General features: G+C 73.2%; 17 protein-coding genes and 1 pseudogene. 5 read left to right on the forward strand and 13 right to left on the reverse strand.

The window, feature by feature from the left end; translation table 11 throughout:
* Positions 1 to 98: 98 nt before the first annotated feature.
* A pseudogene (locus ACFWAR_RS33375) lies at positions 99 to 869 on the forward strand (alpha/beta fold hydrolase); the annotation flags it as partial.
* Positions 870 to 884: 15 nt separating this feature from the next.
* Complete coding sequence (locus tag ACFWAR_RS33380; RefSeq protein WP_385785561.1) at positions 885 to 1,256, forward strand: barstar family protein; 372 nt, start codon at positions 885 to 887, stop codon at positions 1,254 to 1,256.
* Between the two features lie 18 nt (positions 1,257 to 1,274).
* Here ACFWAR_RS33380 and ACFWAR_RS33385 read toward each other — a convergent pair whose 3' ends face one another.
* The 7 genes from ACFWAR_RS33385 to ACFWAR_RS33415 all read right to left on the reverse strand — a co-directional run bounded on the left by ACFWAR_RS33385 (position 1,275) and on the right by ACFWAR_RS33415 (position 8,345).
* Complete coding sequence (locus ACFWAR_RS33385; protein WP_385785487.1) at positions 1,275 to 3,359, reverse strand: helix-turn-helix domain-containing protein; 2,085 nt, start codon at positions 3,357 to 3,359, stop codon at positions 1,275 to 1,277.
* Positions 3,360 to 3,592: 233 nt separating this feature from the next.
* A complete protein-coding gene (locus ACFWAR_RS33390; protein ID WP_385785489.1) occupies positions 3,593 to 4,348 on the reverse strand; it encodes a hypothetical protein in 756 nt (251 codons plus the stop codon).
* Positions 4,349 to 4,404: 56 nt separating this feature from the next.
* Positions 4,405 to 4,878 carry a hypothetical protein gene (locus ACFWAR_RS33395; RefSeq protein WP_385785492.1) on the reverse strand — a complete coding sequence of 158 codons (474 nt, stop codon included), beginning with the start codon at positions 4,876 to 4,878 and terminating at the stop codon, positions 4,405 to 4,407.
* 193 nt (positions 4,879 to 5,071) lie between these two features.
* Positions 5,072 to 5,794, reverse strand: a complete 723-nt coding sequence (locus ACFWAR_RS33400) for a BTAD domain-containing putative transcriptional regulator (RefSeq protein ID WP_385785494.1) — start codon at positions 5,792 to 5,794, stop codon at positions 5,072 to 5,074.
* Between the two features lie 185 nt (positions 5,795 to 5,979).
* Positions 5,980 to 6,672: a ScbR family autoregulator-binding transcription factor gene (locus tag ACFWAR_RS33405; protein WP_385785497.1), complete on the reverse strand. Its 693-nt coding sequence runs from the start codon at positions 6,670 to 6,672 to the stop codon at positions 5,980 to 5,982.
* 98 nt (positions 6,673 to 6,770) lie between these two features.
* Positions 6,771 to 7,550 carry a glucose 1-dehydrogenase gene (locus ACFWAR_RS33410; RefSeq protein WP_385785500.1) on the reverse strand — a complete coding sequence of 260 codons (780 nt, stop codon included), beginning with the start codon at positions 7,548 to 7,550 and terminating at the stop codon, positions 6,771 to 6,773.
* Positions 7,551 to 7,631: 81 nt separating this feature from the next.
* Positions 7,632 to 8,345: an HAD family hydrolase gene (locus ACFWAR_RS33415; protein WP_385785502.1), complete on the reverse strand. Its 714-nt coding sequence runs from the start codon at positions 8,343 to 8,345 to the stop codon at positions 7,632 to 7,634.
* A 420-nt stretch (positions 8,346 to 8,765) separates the two neighbouring features.
* Between ACFWAR_RS33415 and ACFWAR_RS33420 the strand changes: the two genes are divergently transcribed.
* Positions 8,766 to 9,764: a ScbA/BarX family gamma-butyrolactone biosynthesis protein gene (locus tag ACFWAR_RS33420; RefSeq protein WP_385785505.1), complete on the forward strand. Its 999-nt coding sequence runs from the start codon at positions 8,766 to 8,768 to the stop codon at positions 9,762 to 9,764.
* A gap of 137 nt (positions 9,765 to 9,901) precedes the next feature.
* Here ACFWAR_RS33420 and fbaA read toward each other — a convergent pair whose 3' ends face one another.
* From fbaA to ACFWAR_RS33450, 6 genes are all read right to left on the reverse strand, one after another.
* Positions 9,902 to 10,924, reverse strand: a complete 1,023-nt coding sequence (gene fbaA / locus ACFWAR_RS33425) for a class II fructose-bisphosphate aldolase (protein WP_385785508.1) — start codon at positions 10,922 to 10,924, stop codon at positions 9,902 to 9,904.
* A gap of 244 nt (positions 10,925 to 11,168) precedes the next feature.
* On the reverse strand, positions 11,169 to 11,708 hold the full coding sequence (gene pyrE / locus ACFWAR_RS33430) for an orotate phosphoribosyltransferase (RefSeq protein ID WP_385785510.1): 540 nt from the start codon (positions 11,706 to 11,708) through the stop codon (positions 11,169 to 11,171).
* 10 nt (positions 11,709 to 11,718) lie between these two features.
* On the reverse strand, positions 11,719 to 12,540 hold the full coding sequence (locus ACFWAR_RS33435) for an aldose 1-epimerase (RefSeq protein ID WP_385785513.1): 822 nt from the start codon (positions 12,538 to 12,540) through the stop codon (positions 11,719 to 11,721).
* Between the two features lie 16 nt (positions 12,541 to 12,556).
* On the reverse strand, positions 12,557 to 13,393 hold the full coding sequence (locus ACFWAR_RS33440) for an SRPBCC domain-containing protein (RefSeq protein WP_385785515.1): 837 nt from the start codon (positions 13,391 to 13,393) through the stop codon (positions 12,557 to 12,559).
* Positions 13,394 to 13,637: 244 nt separating this feature from the next.
* Complete coding sequence (locus tag ACFWAR_RS33445) at positions 13,638 to 15,281, reverse strand: polyamine aminopropyltransferase (protein WP_385785518.1); 1,644 nt, start codon at positions 15,279 to 15,281, stop codon at positions 13,638 to 13,640.
* A gap of 294 nt (positions 15,282 to 15,575) precedes the next feature.
* The gene (locus tag ACFWAR_RS33450) at positions 15,576 to 16,097 is read right to left on the reverse strand and encodes a DUF2617 family protein (RefSeq protein WP_385785521.1); all 522 of its coding nucleotides are present in this window, start codon (positions 16,095 to 16,097) and stop codon (positions 15,576 to 15,578) included.
* 756 nt (positions 16,098 to 16,853) lie between these two features.
* Between ACFWAR_RS33450 and ACFWAR_RS33455 the strand changes: the two genes are divergently transcribed.
* The gene (locus tag ACFWAR_RS33455; protein ID WP_385785524.1) at positions 16,854 to 18,053 is read left to right on the forward strand and encodes a pyridoxal phosphate-dependent aminotransferase; all 1,200 of its coding nucleotides are present in this window, start codon (positions 16,854 to 16,856) and stop codon (positions 18,051 to 18,053) included.
* A 107-nt stretch (positions 18,054 to 18,160) separates the two neighbouring features.
* The gene (locus ACFWAR_RS33460; RefSeq protein WP_385785527.1) at positions 18,161 to 19,321 is read left to right on the forward strand and encodes a hypothetical protein; all 1,161 of its coding nucleotides are present in this window, start codon (positions 18,161 to 18,163) and stop codon (positions 19,319 to 19,321) included.
* Positions 19,322 to 19,334 lie beyond the last annotated feature (13 nt).

Genomic DNA, 19,334 nt, shown 5'->3' on the forward strand with positions numbered 1-19,334 from the left:
GGGCGGGCCCACAGGTCCGCCCCCCGGCCCGCGGCCCGACACGTCGTACGGGAATCAGGTCGTACGGGAATGTCGTACGGGAATGACGGGGGTTCGTTGTGCACAGTGCTGTGGTCACCGCGGAGGGCGACCGGATCCGGTGGGTCGAGCTGTCCGGTGAGGAGCCGGCCAGGGTGTACCTGCACGGGCTGGGTTCCACCTCGCCCGCCTACTTCGCGGCGAGCGCGACGCACCCCCGCCTCGCGGGGCGGCGCTCCCTGCTGCTGGACATGCTGGGGCACGGGCACAGCGACCGCCCCGAGGACTTCTCGTACACGCTGGAGGCGCACGCCGACGCCGTGGCGGCCGCGCTGGTCGACGCCGGGGTCGGCGGGGGCGAGGTGATCGCCCACAGCATGGGCGGGGCGGTGGCGATCGTACTGGCCCACCGCCATCCGGAACTGGTCTCCCGGCTCGTGCTCGTCGACGCCAACCTCGACCCGGGCCGGCCGCCCGAGCCGGGCGCCCCGGTGCCGGCCGGGAGCAGCGGGCTCGCCGGCTACACGGAGGAGGAGTTCCTCGCGGGCGGGTGGGCCGAGGTCCGCGACCGGGTCGGCGCGCACTGGTGGTCGACGATGCGGCTGGCGGGGCGCACCGCCCTGTACCGCAGCGCCGTCCACCTCGTCGCGGGGACCGTGCCCACCATGCGGGAGCTGCTGCTGGAGCTGCGGATCCCGCGCGCCTTCCTCTACCCGGCCGAGGACGGTCTGCTGGAGGGGGCCGCGGAGTTGGAGGCGGCCGGGGTGTCCGTCGTGGCGGTCGAGGACTGCGGGCACAACATCATGCTGGACAATCCGGACGACTTCGCGGCGGCGGTGCGGGCGGCCCTGGACACGGCGCTCTACGTGCTCGACGGGCGGCGGATCGCGAGCCTGGAGGACTTCTGGCGCGAGGTCGGCGAGGCGGTGAACGGGCCCGAGGGGTACTTCGGGCGCAATCTCGACGCCTTCAACGACTGCCTGCGCGGGGACTACGGGACGCCCGACGACCGCGACTTCCACTTCGACTGGTACGACCACGAGCTGTCCCGGGAGCGGCTCGGGCACGCCGAGACCGCCCGCCAGTTGGAGCTGCGGTTGACGCGCTGCCATCCCACCAACCGGGAACGGGTCGCCGAGGAGTTGGCGGCCGCGCGGCGCGGGGAGGGGCCCACGGTCTTCGATTGGCTGACGCGGATCATGGAGGATCGGGCGCCGGGGGCGCTGCGGCTGCGCTGAGGGGCCCTCGCGGCCGGGTCACGTGGGCGGCCGGGTGCGGACGAGGACCTCGCGCGTGCGGCGCAGACGCAGCGCCATCTGGATCTCCAGGGCCTGGGCCGGCTTCTGCCAGCCCTCGCCCAGGAGTTCCGCGATCCGCTCCAGGCGGCGCGAGACCGTGTTGGCGTGCACGTGCAGCACCTCGGCGGCGTGCGTGGGGCTGCCGCCCGACTCGAAGTAGGCCTCCAGGGTGCGGGTCAGCTCGGTGAAGCGGGCCGCGTCGTACTCCAGCACCGGGCCGAGGGCCTGCGCGATGAAGGCGTCCACGTCGTGGTCCGCCGACAACAGCAGCCCGAGGAAACCGAGTTCGCTCAGGGAGGCGGTGCCGCCGGCCCCGTCGAGCGCGGTCAGCGCGTCCAGGCAGCGCGCGGCCTCCTCGTACACCCCGACGACCGCGGCGGCGCCCTTGGCCGGACCGGCCGCGCCCGTGGAGACGGGATGGCCGAGCAGCGGGGTGACCTCCATCGAGACCTGCCGGGCCGCGGCGGAGGCGTCGTCGCCGGGGAGCAGCAGCACGATGCAGCCGCGGCGGACGCCCTTGAGGCCGCCGACCCGGTAGGCGTACGAACTCGCCCAGGCGACCGCACGGCCCAGCTCCCCGCCCTCCGGCCGGACCACGACCACCACGTGCGGCACGTCGAGGTCGATGCCCAGGCGCCGGGTGCGCTCGCGCAGGTGCAGGTCGGAGGAGTGGCTCGGGCGGTCCAGCAGTTCCTGGAGCAGCTCGTCGCGGACGGGGCCCTCGGCCGCGGCCGTGCCCCGCTGGATCAGCATGAGGGAGGCCACCGACAGCGCGGCCAGCTCCAGCAGCCGCACGTCCTCCTCGGTCAGGGGCTCGGCCGCGTGCAGCACCAGCACGCCGAGGTCCTCGGCCCCGGCCGTGACGGGCGCGACCCACACCTCGCCCGTGTCGCCCTCGGCGCCCGCGGCGAAGCGGGCACCGGCGAAGTCGGCGCGGTCGGCGTACCCGGCGTGCCCGGCGTGCCCGGCGTGCTCGTCTTCGTATGTCGGCTCTGCGGTGCGGTCGGCGTCGGCGGCGTGCGCGAGCCGGACCGGGCGGCGGGCCGTGTGCGCGTGCAGGGCGCCGCGGGTCACCGCGGCCTCGTCGAGGCCGATCGGTCCGGGACCCGGGGTCAGCGGGCGGCCGCCGGGATCGCGGACCTGGAGCACGCCGTCCAGCGCGTCCGCGGTGGTCCGGGCCAGGGTGGCCAGCCCCGCACCGTCCAGGACCAGGCGCGCGAGCCGCGCGTGGCAGTCCCACAGGTAACGGACCCGGGTCAAGGTGGTGTCGGTGACGGAGCCGAACCGCTCCAGCTCGCTGACCTCGTCGCGGGCCCGCTCCAGCAGCCGCGCCTTCTCGACCGCTACGGCCGCCAGGTCGGCCAGCGACAGCAACGTCGCGACCTCGGCGGGGGCGAAGGAGCGCACGTGGCGGTCCGCTCCGTAGAGCACGCCGAGGATGCCGTCGCGGTGGCGCATCGGTACGGCGACGACGGCCCGCACGCCCTCGGCGCGCACCGCGGCGTCCACGCCGGGGGCGTGCGCGAGGGTGGCGTCGTTCGGGTAGTCCGCGCTCCAGACGGGGGCGCGGCGCTCCCGCACGAGCGCCCCGAGCCCGTCGGCGGCGCCGATGCCGAGCCCGGACTCGTAGCCGGCCGTGCCGCCGTCGGACAGGTGGGGGTACGAGGTCCCGTCGGGCCGGGTGAAGGTGACGCAGACCACGTCGAGCCCGAGCAGCCGCCGCGCCCGTCGGGCGATGACGCGCAGCAGGCTGTCGAGGTCGTAGGAGGAGGTCAGGTCGTGCGCGGTGTCGGCGAGGGCGACCAGCGCGTCGCCGCCCTCCGGCGCGGGGTCGGGTTCCCGGGGCGGCGGGAGCGGCGCCGGGGACGTGCGGGCGCGGATCTCACGGGCCAGCAGGACGGCCCTGGCCAGGGCCGGGTCCGCCGTGGGCAGGAGCGCCTCGAAGGCGGCCTCGGGCGCGCCCGCGGCCAATAGCTCCAGGACGGCGAGTGCCGCCGACGAGCCCCCGGCAACGTTCCCGGCGGTGTCCGCCGCTCGTTCCATGGGTCCCGTTCCCCCGCTCCCGACGTACCGGTACGAAACTAGCCATCCGAACCTAGGTTCCACCGTGATCGTGGTCAAGTGAGCTTGCGCTGGTCAGAGCGGGTGCACGGGCGGACCGCCGGCCCGCCCCCGGGGGCGCGGGCACGCGGCGCGCGAGCGCCGGGGCACCGGGCGGACCCACGGCCCGGGCGCGGCGGGCTCGGGGCGCCACCGGTCCGGGCCCCGCGGCACGCTCACGACGGGCTCAGCGTTTCCCCCCGCAGGGCCGGCAGGCACTGGAGCGCCCGCAGGGTCAGGGCCGCCGAGGTCCCCCAGCCGATCAGACCGGGCAGGTCCTCCGCCCGGTCGCCGAGCGCCGTCCACATCAGCCGGTGCGGGCGGGCGCCCGCCGCGGCCAGGGCCCGCCAGCGCACGTCGCCGAGCGCCCGGTCGTAGCGCGCGTACAGCAGCCGCGCCGTCGGCACCGCCAGCGGCCCCAACTCGCCCACGCACAGCGTCGCGAACGCCGGGAGCGCGGCCAGGTCGAGGCCGCGCTCCCTGGCCCGCTCCAGTCCGCCCAACCAGGCTCCCAGGACCCCCTCGTAAGTCCTGGGACCGGTCATCGGACCGAAGCAGACCCCGGTGCCCTCCCCCAACAGCCGCGCACCCGCGGCCGGCCCCTCCCCCGAGGCGGACAGCACCACGATCAAGTTGGGCCGGTCCACGGCCTCCACCAGCGCACGGGCCGCCTCGTACGAGGTCCCGTCCCCCAGCGGCGGCGCCGCCACCAGCCCGCCCAACGGCCCCAGCGCGTCGCACACCGCACCGATGGCCGCGGGACGCCGCTGCGTCCCGTACAGGAGGTTGCGCACCCCCAGCCGGTTCGCGAACTCCCGCATCCCCGCCGGACCGACGCCCGGCACCCCCTCCAGCCACGGCGTGACCCCCTCGGCCACGAGGCGGCGCACGGCATCCGCGGCGCCGGGCTCTTCCACAAACGCAGCACCCATATCCAGCGAGTGTGCTGGTCCGGAGCCCGGCGCACACCGCTGCTCCCGGCTGTGTGTCAACTCACGCCACCCGGCGCGCCCACCGGTGCCGCTCCCGCCAGTCGGGCCATCCGCGCCATCCGGGAACCCAGTCGGCGCACCGCGTCCAGCACCGGGTCCGGGCCGGGCCCGGCGAACCGCCCCGGCGGTCCGGCCGGGCCGATCCAGCACATGCCCAACCCCTCGGCGGCGAAGGCCGCGAGCTCGTCCAGCCGCTCGCGCGCGTCCGCCCCCGGGGCGACGAACCCGGCGGCCGGCTTCCCCAGCCAGTCGACGCGCCCGAGCACCTGCGGCAGCGTCGTGCCGAAGAGGATGCCGTCGGCCTCGGCCAGCAGCTCCCACTGCGCGTCGCCCAGCTCCGCGGCCGCGACGAGGTGGCTGCGCGCACCGGCGTCCGCGGCGCCGTCGCGCGCCACGATCGCCTGTGCACACACCCGCCCCACCCGCCCCGCGTGGACGACCACGACCAGCGGGGGCCGGGCTACCCCCATCCCGTGTCACCCGCGAACGGGTGGCCCGGGGACGCGGCCTGGCGGGCGCGGGACGTGGTGTGGTGGTTCATGGAGTGACACTTCCTAGGAGAAACATACCTGGGGGAATGGTGATCGCGCCCCCGGGACGAAGAAAAAGGACCGCATCGCAGGAACTGCCCCAGAGGGGCCGAGTCCCGGCGAAAACACATGGTCAGGCGGCTACTGGCACGAGTGGGAGCGGACCGGGCAGCAGGGCCCGCCGCAGCGCGCGGGTGGTGTCGGCCGGACAGGGCCCGAGATCCGAACCGAGCACTTCTGCGAGGGTTCGGTATGTTTCGAGCGATTTTGCGGACGTCACGGCCCGCAATTCCGTCCGCAGCTCCCGGTGCCGACCCAGCGCCAGCTCGGCCTCCACCCACTGCTTCAGCGCCGACAGCCGGGTCGCCTCCAGGTCCGCGACCCGTGCGGCGAGCCGCGGACCGGCCTCGATCCCCCCGAAGGCCGGGCCCCGCCACAGCCGCAGCGCACCGCGCAGCCGCCGGGCCGCGGTCGCGAACTCCCCGCGCGCCATGGCCCGGTAGCCCGCTCCCGCCTCCCGGGCGAAGACGCCCTGGTCGCTGCGGCCGCTGTCCGTGTCCAGGAGGAACCCGCCGGGCAGCGAGACCAGAACGGCCTCGGGGGTACGCCGCCCGGCGGAGTCGGCGGCGCCCGCGAGGAGTTCACGTATCTGGCGGACCGCGGTCAGCAGCAGCGCGCGGGCGCGCTCGCCGTCCGGTCCGTGCGCCGACAGCTCCGCCGCCAGGACCGTGGTGGGCACCATCTGGTCGGCGTAGGCGGCGAGTACGGCGAAGACCTGGCGGGCGGGCTGGTGCGTCGGGACCACGGGGACGCCGTTCTCCAGGGCGCGAAGCCCGCCGAGCACCTCGATGTCCATGAATCCCTCCCCAGGATGCGCCGCATCGGGGCCCGTTTACATACCGGGCCCTGGAGAAAAATAATACCCGGAAGTTTTTTTCAAGGGAATGGCTTCCGCATCACCAGTCACGTGACCCAAGGCACAAAAAAAACCGGCCCTCCCCGCATCGAGCGGGGAGGGCCGGCAAAAGCCCGCCGATACCGTCAGGCGGCGTCCTCGTCGCCGTCGTCGGGGAACTGCCGCAAACCGTCGCAGTCGCACAGGTGCGCCCCCTGCGCACCGTGCAGCGCACGGCCGCCGCGGCCGGGAGCCGTGTCCAGTCGGATCGCCACGGCCGAGACGACCAGGCTCGGCATCACGCTCGTATAGAGGGCGGACACCTCCTCGTCCAGCGTCAGGCCGAGGGTCTGCGACATCACGTTCAGCCCGGCGAACGAGCCGACGATCAGCCGGGACGGCTGCCCCGGATCCACGTGCGAGAGCAATTCGCCGCGGGCCTTGGCCTCCGTCATCAGCTCCGTGTGCAGGTCGATCCACCCTTGATAGGGCGCCGCCCGGTCCAGCGAGCGGCCGTTCTGTTCCAGCGTGAGCCGCGCACTCCCGCGCATCAGCACATCGTGCTGCAGGCGGTGCGAGAAGATCATTCCGACATCGACGAACTGCTGCGCTTTGAATTCCTGCGGGGTGAAGGCGGGCTCGACGCTGACCTGCGCCTCGATGACCGCCTGCGCCAGGTCTTCCTTCGAGTCGAAATGGAAGTACAGGGCACCCTTGGTGACCCTGGCGATCTTGACGATGTCCGTCAGTTTCGCCGCGTCGTAGCCCCGGTCCTCGAAGACCAGCGCGGCAGCCTCCAGGATCGCCTGGCGCGTCCGCACGGCGCGGTCCTGCTTCACCTGGGGTCGTTCAGTCCTCATCAGTCGTTCTGTCCCTCTCCATGCCCCCCGTCCGATCGGCATTACATGCCCCCGGGTACGTACCTACGAGTACAGCTTCACACCATCGTGAAGCCCCCGTCCACAGGCATCGTGACCCCTGTGACGAACGAGGCACGAGGGCTGCACAACCACGCGGCCGCTTCCGCGATCTCCGCGGGCTCGGCCGTCCGCGGCTGCGGGGTCGCCGCGTGCAGCTGCTCCTCGACGCCCGGAACGGCGGCGAACCACTGCTCGACCACCTCGGTCCGGGTGGTGCCGGGGGCCACCGCGTTGACCCGGATGCCCTGGGCGGCGTACTCCGCGGCGGCCGCCTTGGTCAGGCCGATCACCGCGTGCTTGGCGGCGACGTAGGGGGCGGCCACCGGGGTCGCGAGCAGGCCGCCGACGCTGCTGTTGTTGACGATCGTGCCGCCACCGGTCGCCAGCATGGCCGCTATCTCGTCCCGCAGGCAGTTCCAGGTGCCCCGCACGTTCACGTCCATGATCTGGTCGTACAGGTCGTCGCCCATCTCGTGCAGCGGCGAACGCCCCACGCCCCACCCGGCGTTGTTGAAGGCGCAGTCCAGCCGGCCGAAACGGTCCACCGCGACGGCCACCGCCGCGGCCGTGTCCCCCGCACGGGTCACGTCGGTCACGGCGTACTCGACCTCCGCGCCCTGGGCGCGCAGCTCTTCCGCCAGTTCCTTGAGGCGGAGCTCGCGGCGCGCGGCCAGCACCAGCCGGGCCCCCTCCCGCGCGAACACCCGCGCCGCGGCGGCTCCGATGCCGCTGCTCGCCCCCGTGATCAGCGCGACCTTGCCGTCGAGCATCCGCTCTCCCGCCATGACAGTCCCCATTTCAGATGTCGTCGTCCGTTCGGTGCCCGTGGCACCCGTCCGCCCGGGTCCGCGCGGTTCGCGCGGTCCGGTCCGGAAGTCTCAGGCGGCCCAGGACAGGCCCGCCGCCGCCTCGCCGTCGAGGGTACGCAGGAGCTCCTCGTCTATCTCGTCGAGAGAGCCGACCACGTGCCGCACCCCCACCTCGCGCATCAGGCTCGCCTGGAAGCCGTGCCGGAAGCGGCTGGGGTGGCCGATGAAGGGCACCCGCAGCGCGCGGGCCGCCTCCGAGACCCGTGCCACGTCGTCGATGAAGACCGCCTCGTCGCAGGCGACGCCGAAGGTGTCGACGGCTATCTCCTGGATGCCCGGCCGAAAATCGTTGGTGCAGACGTAGCCCGGCTCGTCGAAGAGGTGCCCGTACCGGCCGAGGTGGGTGTCGAAGTGGGCCTTGTCCAGGCCCCCGTAGCACACCGTGCGCAGCCCCAGGGCGCGCAACCGGTGGAGCAGCTGCTCGGCGCCGGGGAGCACCGCGAGGGGGTGCTCGGCGAGGTAGGCGGCGCGCTCCTCGAAGTACACCTCCAGCACCCGCTCGGGGGTCCAGTCGAGGCCGGCCGCGGCGCCGAGCGCGCGGGCCGCGACCGTGCGGGACTGCGAGAAGACGGCGCGCTCCACGTCCGCGTCGTAGGTGCCGCCGCGGCTGGTCACGAACTGGTGGATGACCGGGCTGAAGGTGTCGTTGAGCAGGACCCCGTCGATGTTGACGGCGGCGAGCCGCAAGTGCCCCAGCGGGCGGGTGGCGTGGCGGGCGGGCATCGGTGTCTCCCATCGGCGGGGGCCGCTTGGGGTGGCAGGTGGTGCGGGTGCGGGACGCCGCGCGTGGCGACGGGACCGTTCCGAACAGTTGCAGCCACCGGCCCACCGGGGGACCCCCAGAAAAAATACTCCCAAGTACGCAGGCGCTGCAGAGTAAAAGATACCCGATCTATGTCTAGATCTGACTGGTCGGCCGAAAATCGACGCAGGGTGACGGAATGAGTCGCTCCTAGTCATTGACCTGCGGATATCTTGCTCGCGTTGGCCGATTCCGCTACCCCTTCCCGTGTGGAGTGTGTCACTTCTGAGCCCCAAACTGAGTGATCATCGGGTAATCCTCTGTCTGTCAACCAAACCCGGAAGTACGTACCCGGCGACTGCAACCCGGTGCGACTTCCGGCCATGATCTAGAGGGGCATCATGATCACGACCTTGGAACCGACGACCGACCTCACGCCGTGCCCGCCCTCGCTCCCGGTCGACTGCGTCTGCCCGGACGGCTCCGGAAGCACGTTGACCAGCACGGTCCCGCGTGAGCTCGTGCACCGCGCGGCCGTCGCCGAGGTCTTCCTCACCGGCATGTGCCGCCCGGGCCCCGACCGTTTCCACGTGCGCGCCCAACTCCCGCGCGGGCACAGTTTCTTCAGCCCGATCGCCGGTACGCACTACGACCCGATGATGATCTGCGAAACCATTCGCCAGGTCGGTTCCTACGTCGCCCACGAGGCGTACGGCGTACCGCTGGGCCACCAGTTCCTGCTCTGGGGCCTCGACTACACGACGATGCCCGAGAACCTCGTGATCGGCGACGCCCCGGCCGACCTAGACCTGGAGGTCACCTGCTCCGACATCCGGATGCGCGGGACGCAGCTCCAGGCCCTGCGGTACGAGGTCACCATGCTGCTGAACGGACGGGTGATCGCCACCGGCGACGTCGGCTACACCGTGACCTCTCCGGCCGTCTACCGGCGGCTGCGCGCCGCCCAGTTGGACCGCACCCCGATGCCCTCCCTGCCCTCGGCGCCCCTCCAGCCCGCCCAGGTCGGCCGGATCTCGCCCTTCGACGTGGTCCTCGCGGCCACCGCGCAGACCACCACGGCCGTCACCTGGCAGCTGCGGTACGACACCCGGCACCCGGTGCTCTTCGACCACCCCGGGGACCACCTGCCGGGCATGGTCCTGTTGGAGGCCGCCCGCCAGGCCGCGGTGGCCCTGACGCCCGCACCCGCCGTCCTGCCCGTCTCGGTCGTCAGCACCTACCAGCGGTACGCGGAGTTCGGCATACCCCTGTGGGTCACCGCGGAGCGCACCGGCCCCACCACGGTCCGGGTCACCGGGACCCAGGAGGACGAGCAGGTCTTCCTCGCCGTAGTGGAGACCGGCCAGGTACAGCCCCTGCCGTTCGGGATGACGCCCTGATCACTGCGGCCACGGGGGACGCAGCACGGGGCACCGGAACACGGAGCACCAGAGCACGACATACGAATACGCCGAAGGGCCCTGCCCCACCGCTGACGAAGCGATGGAAACAGGGCCCTTCTGCGTTGCGGCGACTACTACTTCAGCTTGGTGCCGGTGGAGCGCAGGTTCGCGCACGCCTCGGTGACGCGCACTGCCATGCCCGCCTCGGCGGCCTTGCCCCAGGTGCGGGGGTCGTACTTGGACTTGGTGCCGACCTCGCCGTCGACCTTCAGGACCGCGTCGTAGTTGCGGAACATGTGCTCCACGACCGGACGGGTGAAGGCGTACTGGGTGTCGGTGTCGAGGTTCATCTTCACGACGCCGTTCTCCAGCGCGGTGGCGATCTCCTCGGCGGTGGAGCCGGAGCCGCCGTGGAAGACGAAGTCGAACGGCGAGGCCTTGCCGTACTTCTCGCCGACACCGGCCTGCAGGTCCTTGAGCAGCTCGGGCCGCAGGACGACGTTGCCCGGCTTGTAGACGCCGTGGACGTTGCCGAAGGAAGCGGCCAGCAGGTAGCGGCCCTTCTCGCCCAGGCCCAGGGCCTCGGCGGTGCGCAGCGCGTCGTCGACGGTCGTGTACAGCTCGTCGTTGATCTCGTGGCTGACGCCGTCCTCCTCGCCACCGGTCGGGGTGATCTCGACCTCGAGGATGATCTTGGCGGCCGCGGCCTTGGCCAGCAGCTCCTGGCCGATGGCCAGGTTGTCGGCGAGGGTCTCGGCGGAGCCGTCCCACATGTGCGACTGGAACAGCGGGTTCAGACCGCGGGCCACGCGCTCGGCGGACACCTCGAGCAGCGGACGGACGTAGCCGTCCAGCTTGTCCTTCGGGCAGTGGTCGGTGTGCAGGGCGACGGTGATGTCGTACTTCGCGGCCACGATGTGGGCGAACTCGGCCAGCGCGACGGCGCCGGTCACCATGTCCTTGTTGTACTGGCCACCCAGGAACTCCGCACCACCGGTGGAGATCTGGATGATGCCGTCGCTCTCGGCCTCCGCGAAGCCGCGCAGTGCAGCGTGCAGGGTCTGGGTCGAGGTCACGTTGATCGCCGGGTAGGCAAACTTGCCTGCCTTCGCCCGGTCGAGCATCTCGTTGTAGACCTCGGGGGTTGCGATGGGCATCTGTCCGCTCCTTGGATGTGCGGGGAGTGTGCTTATTGCGGGCCCTGACCTGGGGGCGACGTTGCCGTCGGGGCTATCTTTCCAGACTCCGCACGACACTCCACCTCGGTGTCGGACCTGCCCGGGCCCAGCCGGGCGGAGTGTTTCACGTGAAACACCCCACCCGGTGCGAAAGCCGCAGGTCAGGACTGCCTCGGGGAAATTTGGGGACCTAAGTCACCAGTTCCCGCGGCACCCGTTCGCGTCAGGACAGGCCGAGGTCGCCGAGCTGGTAACCGGTGAGGTAGGGCACTCCGGCGGCGGCGATGGCGTCGGCGGCGCCGCGGTCGACGATCGTGGCGACGGCCACGACCTCGCCACCGGCCTCGCGGACGGCCTCGACGGCGGTCAGCGGGGAACCACCGGTGGTCGAGGTGTCCTCGACCACCAGGCAGCGACGGCCCGTGACCTCGGTGCCCTCGATGCGGCGCTGCATGCCGTGCGCCTTCTGCGCCTTGCGCACGACGAAGGCGTCCAGACGCCGGCCGCGCGCGGCGGAGGCGTGCAGCATCGAGGTCGCGACCGGGTCGGCGCCCAGGGTCAGACCGCCGACGCAGTCGAAGTCGAGGTCGGCGGTGAGGTCGAGCATGACCTGGCCGACCAGCGGGGCGGCCTCGCCGTCCAGGGTGATCCGGCGCAGGTCGATGTAGTAGTCGGCCTCCCGCCCGGAGGAAAGCGTCACCTTGCCGTGCACAACGGCCTTGTCCTTGATCTGCTGGAGCAGCTCACCACGTACGTCACTCATGCCCATGAGCTTAGAGCCCGTCGTGCGCGTCGTCCGCCCGGAGACGGCGCCAGGTCCAGGTGGTGGACAGCTCCAGCGGGTCGATGGGCGTGACCAGCTGCGGCAGGGTGTTCAGACCGTTGGGCGGTCCGGACTGCGGCTCGACGCAGACGAACTCCTCGGGCTGGTCGTAGACCACGAGCCATTCGGCCCTGCTGGTCAGGCGCAGCTCCAGGGCGCCGGGCCAGGTCAGCGTGACGTCGACGCCGTAGGGCATGCCGAAGCAGTCGTCCCAGGGGCCGGGCAGCGGCTCGATCCGCCGGCCGGTCGGGAGGTAGTCCGCACCGCGCTCCTCCTGCCAGACCGGCTCGAAGGACAGCTGTACGTCCTCCCCCACCCCGAGGTTGCGGCGGAACCAGGGGTGCCAGCCGACCTGGGCCGGGAAGGAGTCGTCGTACGTCTCCACGCCCATGGCCAGGGTGAGCGCTTCGGGTGCGAGGGCGAAGGTCTGGGTCACCCGGCCCCGGAAGGGCCACGGTTCGGTGAGGTCGTAGGTGAAGGAGGCCTCGGCCGTCCGGTCGGCGGTCGCGCTTCCGGCGGGGGTCCAGGCGGCGTGCCGGCCGAAGCCGTGGATGGCGTGCGGCGGGTGGTCCAGCGGCATCTGGTGGAGCACGCCGGCGTCCCGGAAGCGTCCCTCGCCCAGCCGTCCGCACCACGGGACCATCGGGAAGGACCCGAAGTCGTCCCCCTGGCGCAGCAGCTCCAGTCCGTCGACGCGCAGACTGCTGATCCGGCAGCCGTTCTTCTGGTCGACGGTCAGTTCGGCGCCACCGGCGCTCAGTCGCGTACTCATGCCCCGACCATAAGGCTCAGCGGCGGCGCCGCAGGGCACGTCCGACGACGACCGCCGAGGCGAGGGCGAGCGCCGCGGCGGGGGCCAGCCAGCGCAGGTTCAGGGCCTGGGCCCCGGACTCCGGCGCGGGCACCGGTGCGTAACGGCCGCGCGGGGGCGCGTGGTCGACCTCTTCGGCGCTGCGGCCGATCATCGTGCGGCGGGCGTGGGCGGCTTCGGCGGGCGGGCGCGGGGTGTCCCCGAGATCGCCGAACTCCCCGAACCGGTCGAAGCCGTCCTCGAGGAAGGGGTCCAGCGACGGCGGCGGCACCTCGGTGTCGAACACCGTGGCGGACACCTCGATGACCCCGGGTCCCTCCGGCTCCTGCGGCTCTTGCGGCTCCTGCGCGTCGTCTCCGGAAGCCGCGTCCGCGGCGGCCGGAGCCGTGGCGGCGGTCGTCAGGTTCGCGCAGGTCCGGTCCAGCAGCCGGTGCACCGAGGTGGCGGTGGCCTCCGGGGCGAATCCCGCGGCCCGGCCGTCGGCGCTGCCCGTGGCGGTGAAGACCAGCCGGGTACCGCCGTCCTCGGGCACGAGCCGCAGCGAGAGCGTGGTCTTCACGGAGCCCTGGCCCCGGACCTCCGCGCCCTGGCCCTCGGCCTCGAAGGTGTCCTCGTCCCGCTCGGTGACGGCCAGCGCACCCCGGTAGGTCACGGTGTGCCCGCCGACCCGCAGCTTCAGCCGCCCGGCCAGCGGCCCGGAGGCGTCGTCGGCGTCCTGTTGGAAGCCGGGTACGCACCGGGCCAGGCGGGCGGGGTCCCGCAGCACCGCTCGGAGGTCGGCTGCCGGTACCGGAACGAACACCTGATGCTCCATGCCGCCGAGCCTACCGAGGGCGCGGCCGCGCCGTGGGCTTTCCCGCCCCCGGGCCCGCGACCAGGGCACTAGGGCGTGTCTCGAAAGTAGCGCCTGGCTCGCGACGCCTGGTACCGCGCCTCGCGGCGTTGTCGGAACGCCCGATTACGTCCAGTAGGCGGGCGATCCTCCGCCTTGCGATGCACGGCACCAGACGCCGCGAGCCGCGCCCTTCGGGCGCCCGGCGCTACTTTCGAAACACGCCCTAGAAGGAGTAGCGCGGGTGGGGCAGGGTCGAAGGGGGCAGCCCGCGCATGCGGACGCGTTCGGTGTCGCGGGCCGCGTCCTGGAGCGCGCGGGTGGACAGGGAGCGCAGTACCGGGGCGTCTCCGTCGACCCGCAGTTCGGGCACCGCCTCGCGGGCGGACAGGACGAAGCCCCAGTCCTGGGGCGGGGCGACGGAGCCGCCCTGCGCCCGGTCGGGGCCCGCCGCGAATCCCGTGAGCCGCCCGCCCGCGCTGTACGGGGCGGTCCGCAGCCCGGCGGCGCGCAGGGTGGCCTCCACCGTCCAGTAGGTCCGCGGGCGCGAGACCAAGGGGCCGGCGGACACCGCGAGCCGGCCGCCCGGGCCCAGCGCCCGCGCGGCCAGCCCGTAGAACTCCTGCGAGTAGAGCTTGGTGCTGGGCGTGATCCCCGGGTCGGGCAGGTCGGACACGATGACGTCGTAGCGCCCGGACGCCCCCGGTCCGCGCAGCCATTGGAAGGCGTCCGAGGTCACCACGGCGACCCGTGGATCGGCGTACACGTGCCCGTTGAGCTGCGACAGCATCGGGTCGGTGCGGGCGAGCCGGACCACGCCCGGGTCCAGCTCGACGACGGTGACGGAGGCGACGTCGGGGTAGCGCGCCACCTCGCGGGCGGCCAGTCCGTCACCGCCGCCGAGGACGAGCACGCGGGCGTGCGGGCCCGCCATCGCGGGGTGCACGAGGGACTCGTGGTAGCGGTACTCGTCGTAGCCGCTGACCCGCAGCCGCCCGTCGAGGTACAGGTCGAGGGAGCGCGGCGAGCCGGTGGGCGGGCCGGTGACGACCAGCTCCTGGACGCCGGTCTGGAGGGCGACCCGCACCTCGTCGCCGTAGACCGCGCGCCGGGCCATCCGCTCGAAGTCCCCGGCCAGCACGGTCGCCGCGGCCAGGACCAGCAGCACGCCGATGTTGGCGGCGAGCAGCAGCCAGCGCCCGCGCCGGCTCAGGTCGCGGCGGAAGAGCCACAGGACGAGCGCCCCGCCCGCGACCGCGTTGACGGTGCCGGTGAGCATCGCCCCGGTGAGCTGGCCGAGCAGCGGCAGGAGCAGGAAGGGGAAGGCGAGCCCCCCGACGAGCGCGCCGACGTAGTCCGCGGCGAAGAGGTCGGCGACGGCGCCCCCCGCGTCCTGCCGCCGGATCCGCTGGATGAGGGTCATCAACAGCGGGATCTCGGCTCCTATCAGGATGCCGATGGCGAGCGAGAAGCCGACCAGCGCCGGTCTGGACTCGCCGAACCAGGCGAAGCTCGCGTACAGCGCTATGGCCGACAGGCCCCCGACCAGCGCGAGCAGCGCCTCCACGGCGCCGAAGCCGAAGGCGGGGCGCTCGCGCAGGCGCTTGGCCAGCAGGGAGCCGACGCCCATGGCGAAGACCATGACGGAGAGCACCACGGACGCCTGGGTGACGGAGTCGCCGATCAGGTACGAGCCGAGGGCGAGCAGTTCCAGTTCGTACACGAGCCCGCAGGCGGCGCAGACGAACACGGTGGCCAGGACGAGGAGCCGGCCGGTCCGGGGCCGTACGGGGAGGGCGGCCGGGGCGGTGGCCCTACCCCTGGGCTCCGCTGCCGGGAGCACTCCGCCGGGGGCGGAACGGTCGATCATGAAGCGAACCGTACGTCACTGCCCGGCTGCACCCCGTCACCCACATGGGTGCAAGTGACGCACTGCCCGGGCCACTTGGCGTAACCGGCGGGCGATCCCCGGGCGACCCCGCGCGCCGGGACCGCGGCACCACCCGGCCCCGGACACGCCGGACCCGGCGCCGCGGACCCGACCCGGACCCGCCTCGAACCCGGCGCGGACCCGCCTCGGACCCGCCGCGGACCCGACCGAACCGATGCCGGAAGCGGCGGCCGAACCGGTGCGGAAGCGGTGCGCCGCGCGTACGACCGGGCCCTACTGCGCCGCGGCCGCCATCCGTACGCCCACCCGGGTCCGGGTCGCGACCAGCTGCCCCTCCTGCGGGTAGGCGTGCCAGGTGCGCCACCTCACCTGCCCCTCGCAGCGCTGCGCGAGCAGCGCGGTGAAGGCGTACGGGCTGCCGGGGAAGGTGCCGGCGAGCCCGTTCGGGTGATCCGCGACCAGGGCGAGCAGCTCCTGCGCCCGCCCGGCGAAGGAGCCCTCGGAGAGGATCTCCACGCGCGCGGCGAACTCGTACTCCCAGTCGCCCACCCGCTTGGCCACGCCGAGCGGCAGCGGGGTGCTGCTGCCGGGCATGCAGGCGACCGTCTCCGAGCAGAGCACTTCGCCCTCTTCCAACAACACCTGGTGGGAGGCGCCGAGCAGGCGCAGCTCCACCTTCGCGCTCTCCAGCTCGAGGTTCAGTACGGCGAGGGCGGGCAGCCGCTCCCGACCCAGGGCCCAGGCGAGGTCGGCTGCACGCGTGTCGGTATAGGTGGTCTGGAGGGTCGTGAGCATGAGTCGGCTCCGCAAACGCGCGAGGGGAGATGGGCCGGGACCCGCCAGCGGTGGTCAACGGGTGGGGGTCACCGGCTCGGGTCCACAGGAAGTCCAGCGAGGTCCGAGGACTGGTCTACTCAACCGAGGGAATCATGAAAGGCACGGCACTCACAGCGTTTTTACCCAACTTGACGGGGTTTACATCCCCCCGGGGGCCCCACAGTTCAGGTGTTCAACCACCGGTCCCGCGCGGCGGTCCCACAAGCGCCCCAACCAGGGGTTCCACGGGAATGCGCCCGGCGAAACCCACCCCCGCCGGGCACCTTCCCACCGCATATTCCGAGCGCCTACTCCGCGCCGCGCCCCCGGTCAGCTGCTGCCGCACCCGCCGCCCCCGCAGGACGACGAGGACGAGCCGCAGGAGCTGCTCGAACACGAGGACGAAGAGGACGAGCAGGACGAGCCGCCGCCGTGCGACGACGACGACCCGCTGTCGCCCGCCCACCAGCTGCCGGAGCCGGAGTCGGAAGAGGAACCGGAGGAGCCCCGGGACCCCCGCGATCCGCCCCGCGACCCGCCGTACGCCAGCCACACGAAGAACCCCACCAGTGCGGCCGCGATCACTGCGAAAAAGGCCAGGAACATGGTCCTCGCCCCCTTCCTGTACGCCTCGGTCCCCCGAGGGGCGGGATCCCCGCGTCCCGCGTGACAGGGGGATTCCCGCGGCCCCTTCCGGCCAAAGCACACTTGAGCAACTCCAGAGGTTGGCCAAGGATGACGCCCATGAGCGCACCCGTGGGCGGCAGCCGCCCCTTCCTGAACCGCCGTCTCGCCTCCTTCGGGACGACGATCTTCGCGGAGATGTCCGCCCTGGCCACGAGCACGGGATCGATCAACCTGGGCCAGGGGTTCCCCGACACCGACGGCCCCGCCGAGATCGCCGAGGCCGCGTCCCGCGCGGTGCTCTCCGGGCGCGGCAACCAGTACCCGCCCGGTCCCGGCGTCCCCGAGCTGCGCGCCGCCGTCGCCCGCCACCAGCAGCGCTTCTACGGCCTGTCCTACGACCCCGACACCGAGGTCCTGGTCACGGCGGGCGCCACCGAAGCCATCGCGGCCGCCCTCCTCGCCCTCCTCGAACCGGGTGACGAGGTCATCGCCCTGGAGCCCTACTACGACTCCTACGCCGCCTGCATCGCCATGGCGGGTGCCACCCGCGTGCCGGTCACCCTGCGCCCGCACGCCGGCGCCTTCGCCCTCGACCTCGACGAGCTGCGCGCCGCCGTCACCCCGCGCACCCGGCTGCTGCTCCTGAACACCCCGCACAACCCGACGGGCACCGTGCTCACCCCGGCCGAGCTGGCCGGGATCGCCGCCCTCGCCGTCGAGCGGGACCTCCTCGTCGTCACCGACGAGGTGTACGAGCACCTGGTCTTCGAGGGCGCGCACACCCCGCTCGCCGCGCTGCCCGGCATGCGCGAGCGCACGGTGACGATCTCCTCCGCGGGCAAGACCTTCTCCTTCACCGGCTGGAAGGTCGGCTGGGTGACGGCCCCGCCGGAGCTGGTCACGGCGGTCCGTTCGGCCAAGCAGTTCCTGACCTACGTCTCCTCGGGCCCCTTCCAGTACGCGATCGCCGACGCCCTGGACCTGCCCGACGCCTACTACGAGGGCCTGCGCGCCGACATGGCCCGCAAGCGCGACATCCTCTCCGCGGGCCTGACGGCGGCCGGCTTCGAGGTCTACGCCCCGGCCGGCACCTACTTCATCACCACCGACATCGCCGGTTTCGGGGAGCGCGACGGCCTGGACTTCTGCCGCCGCCTGCCCGCCCTGTGCGGGGTCGTGGCCATCCCCAACCAGGTCTTCTACGACGACAAGGCCGCGGGCGCCACCCAGGTCCGCTTCGCCTTCTGCAAGAGGGATTCCGTCCTCCAGGAGGCGGCCACCCGACTGGGCCGCCTCTCCCGGCTCTGAGGGACCGGGCGGCCCCGGCCGCCCGGCGACTCGTAGGGTCTCCCTGACGGCCTTCCACCCGCGGACGGACGCACGCGCTCGCACGCAGGAACCGGAAGGCCGCAGAGATGACCACGGGCACGAGCACGGTGAAGGTCCCGCCGCGTCCGCGAACGGCGGCCCTCTCGGCCGGGACCACCGCGCTGGCGGTGTTCGTCGCGGTCCGCGCCGTCGGGGTGCTCGTGATCGCCCTCGGCGCCTGGGCGACGGACCGCGATCCGCTCACCGTCCTCGGCACCTCCTTCGACTCCGGTTGGTACGTCGCGATCACCGAGCACGGGTACGGGCGCAGCCTCGCCTGGCCGCACAGCGGCGCCGTACAGAGCGATCTGGCCTTCTTCCCGCTCTATCCCTCACTGATGCGGCTCACGACCCTCCTGCTGCCCGTGGGGGCCGCCGGGGCGGGTCTCCTGGTCGCCTGGGGGGCGGCCGCGGCGGCCGCCGTCGGGATCTACCGGGTCGGCGAGCGGGTGGCCGGGGCCCGGACCGGGGTGCTGCTGGTGGCGCTGTGGGGGGTGCAGCCGCACGCCGTGGTGTTCACCGCCGGGTACACGGAGGCGCTGCTGGCCGCGCTGGCCGCCTGGTCGCTGTACGCGCTGCTGCGCGAGCGGTGGCTGTGGGCGGCGGGCCTCGCCGTCCTGGCCGGCCTGACCCGGCCGACCGGCATCGCGGTGGCCGCCGCGGTGTCGGTGACCGCCCTGCACGCGCTGCTGGCGCGCGGGGGGCACCGGCGGCCCGAGGTGTGGGCGGCCGGGCTGCTGGCCCCGGCGGGCTGGGCGGCGTACCTCCTGGCCGTGGGGGCGCAGCGCGACGACCTCCTGCACGGCTACTTCGCCGTGCAGGACTCCTGGGGCTCGCGCTTCGACTTCGGGGCCGGGGCGGTGCGCACGGCCTCGCGGGTGCTGATGGGCCAGAGCGGGCCCAATGCCGCGATGACGCTCGTTGTGCTGGCCGTGGCGACGGGCCTGGCGGTGCTGCTCCTGCTGGACCGGGCGCCGCTGCCGCTGCTCGTGTACACGGCCGTGCTGCTGGTGATAACCCTCGGCGGCGCGGGCTTCTTCGAGTCGAAGCCGCGGTTCCTGCTGCCGGCCTTCCCGCTGCTGCTGCCGCTCGCGGCCGCCATGGCGAGAGCCCGGCCGCGGACGGCGGTCGTGGTGACCGGGGTCCTGGCCGGGCTCTCGTGCGGCTACGGGGCGTACCTGATGCTCGTGTCCCACGTGCCGCTGTAGCGGCGCGCGGTTC

This window comes from Streptomyces sp. NPDC059917, from assembly GCF_042730635.1.
GTDB lineage: Bacteria > Actinomycetota > Actinomycetes > Streptomycetales > Streptomycetaceae > Streptomyces.

Excerpts from the sequence above, each read along its gene's own strand:
- ACFWAR_RS33450 (WP_385785521.1), bottom strand. The coding sequence starts at position 16,097 with ATGCTCACGACCCTCCAGACCACCTATACCGACACGCGTGCAGCCGAC.
- pyrE (WP_385785510.1), bottom strand. The coding sequence starts at position 11,708 with ATGAGTGACGTACGTGGTGAGCTGCTCCAGCAGATCAAGGACAAGGCC.
- ACFWAR_RS33455 (WP_385785524.1), top strand. The coding sequence starts at position 16,854 with ATGACGCCCATGAGCGCACCCGTGGGCGGCAGCCGCCCCTTCCTGAAC.
- fbaA (WP_385785508.1), bottom strand. The coding sequence starts at position 10,924 with ATGCCCATCGCAACCCCCGAGGTCTACAACGAGATGCTCGACCGGGCG.
- ACFWAR_RS33415 (WP_385785502.1), bottom strand. The coding sequence starts at position 8,345 with ATGCCCGCCCGCCACGCCACCCGCCCGCTGGGGCACTTGCGGCTCGCC.
- ACFWAR_RS33460 (WP_385785527.1), top strand. The coding sequence starts at position 18,161 with ATGACCACGGGCACGAGCACGGTGAAGGTCCCGCCGCGTCCGCGAACG.
- ACFWAR_RS33435 (WP_385785513.1), bottom strand. The coding sequence starts at position 12,540 with ATGAGTACGCGACTGAGCGCCGGTGGCGCCGAACTGACCGTCGACCAG.
- ACFWAR_RS33395 (WP_385785492.1), bottom strand. The coding sequence starts at position 4,878 with ATGGGGGTAGCCCGGCCCCCGCTGGTCGTGGTCGTCCACGCGGGGCGG.
- ACFWAR_RS33400 (WP_385785494.1), bottom strand. The coding sequence starts at position 5,794 with ATGGACATCGAGGTGCTCGGCGGGCTTCGCGCCCTGGAGAACGGCGTC.
- ACFWAR_RS33385 (WP_385785487.1), bottom strand. The coding sequence starts at position 3,359 with ATGGAACGAGCGGCGGACACCGCCGGGAACGTTGCCGGGGGCTCGTCG.
- ACFWAR_RS33390 (WP_385785489.1), bottom strand. The coding sequence starts at position 4,348 with ATGGGTGCTGCGTTTGTGGAAGAGCCCGGCGCCGCGGATGCCGTGCGC.
- ACFWAR_RS33445 (WP_385785518.1), bottom strand. The coding sequence starts at position 15,281 with ATGATCGACCGTTCCGCCCCCGGCGGAGTGCTCCCGGCAGCGGAGCCC.
- ACFWAR_RS33440 (WP_385785515.1), bottom strand. The coding sequence starts at position 13,393 with ATGGAGCATCAGGTGTTCGTTCCGGTACCGGCAGCCGACCTCCGAGCG.
- ACFWAR_RS33410 (WP_385785500.1), bottom strand. The coding sequence starts at position 7,550 with ATGGGGACTGTCATGGCGGGAGAGCGGATGCTCGACGGCAAGGTCGCG.
- ACFWAR_RS33420 (WP_385785505.1), top strand. The coding sequence starts at position 8,766 with ATGATCACGACCTTGGAACCGACGACCGACCTCACGCCGTGCCCGCCC.